Source organism: Streptomyces sp. DH12 (assembly GCF_020873895.1).
Classification (GTDB): Bacteria; Actinomycetota; Actinomycetes; order Streptomycetales; family Streptomycetaceae; genus Streptomyces.
In genome coordinates this window covers 1-532 of the sequence record NZ_JAHWGT010000654.1, presented here as the reverse complement: position 1 = coordinate 532, position 532 = coordinate 1, and the positions used below count along the sequence as shown (strand labels likewise).

Here is a 532-nt window from a genome sequence, read left to right as displayed (position 1 = left end):
CCCTCCGCCGTGGAGGGCTGGGGTCTCGTCGTCACCGAGGCGGCGGCCCGTCAGACCCCGGCGGTCGCCTTCGACGTGCCCGGACTGCGCGACTCCGTGCGGGACGGCGAGACGGGGGTGCTCGCCCGCGGCGAGTCCTCCTTCGCCGCCGCGTGGATCTCCCTCACCCTGGCCGCGGACCGGCGCGCCCACATGGGCAAGGCGGCACGGGACGTCGCCGCCCGCTACCGGTGGGAGCACACCGTGCGTCAGTTCCGGGCCGTCGCCCGGGAGGCCGCACGGTGACGCGGTCCCGCCCTCCGTACAACGACCCCTCCCTGCGGCGCTCCCTCGCGCTGTTCCGCGCCTTCCTGCGCGAGCAGGACGACCCGGACGCCTGCTACGCCCTCCTCGCCCGTGACGCCGTCGACCAGGTGGAGGCGTACCACGGGCCGGTGACCGGGCGGGTCGTCGCGGACGTCGGCGGCGGCAGCGGGTACTTCACCCGCGAGTTCCGCGCCCGGGGCGCGGAACTCGCGGGTGAAGTACCCGC

The 532-nt window shown here is 76.5% G+C and carries 1 protein-coding gene and 1 pseudogene; both read left to right on the top strand.

Going from position 1 to position 532, the window contains the following annotated elements:
• Nucleotides 1-285: glycosyltransferase (locus LPA54_RS36315; protein WP_228984784.1), on the top strand; the 285-nt coding region annotated here is incomplete at its 5' end.
• Nucleotides 282-532 (top strand): annotated as a pseudogene (locus LPA54_RS36310) (SAM-dependent methyltransferase); the annotation flags it as partial. The gene LPA54_RS36315 and the pseudogene LPA54_RS36310, both read left to right, overlap by 4 nt.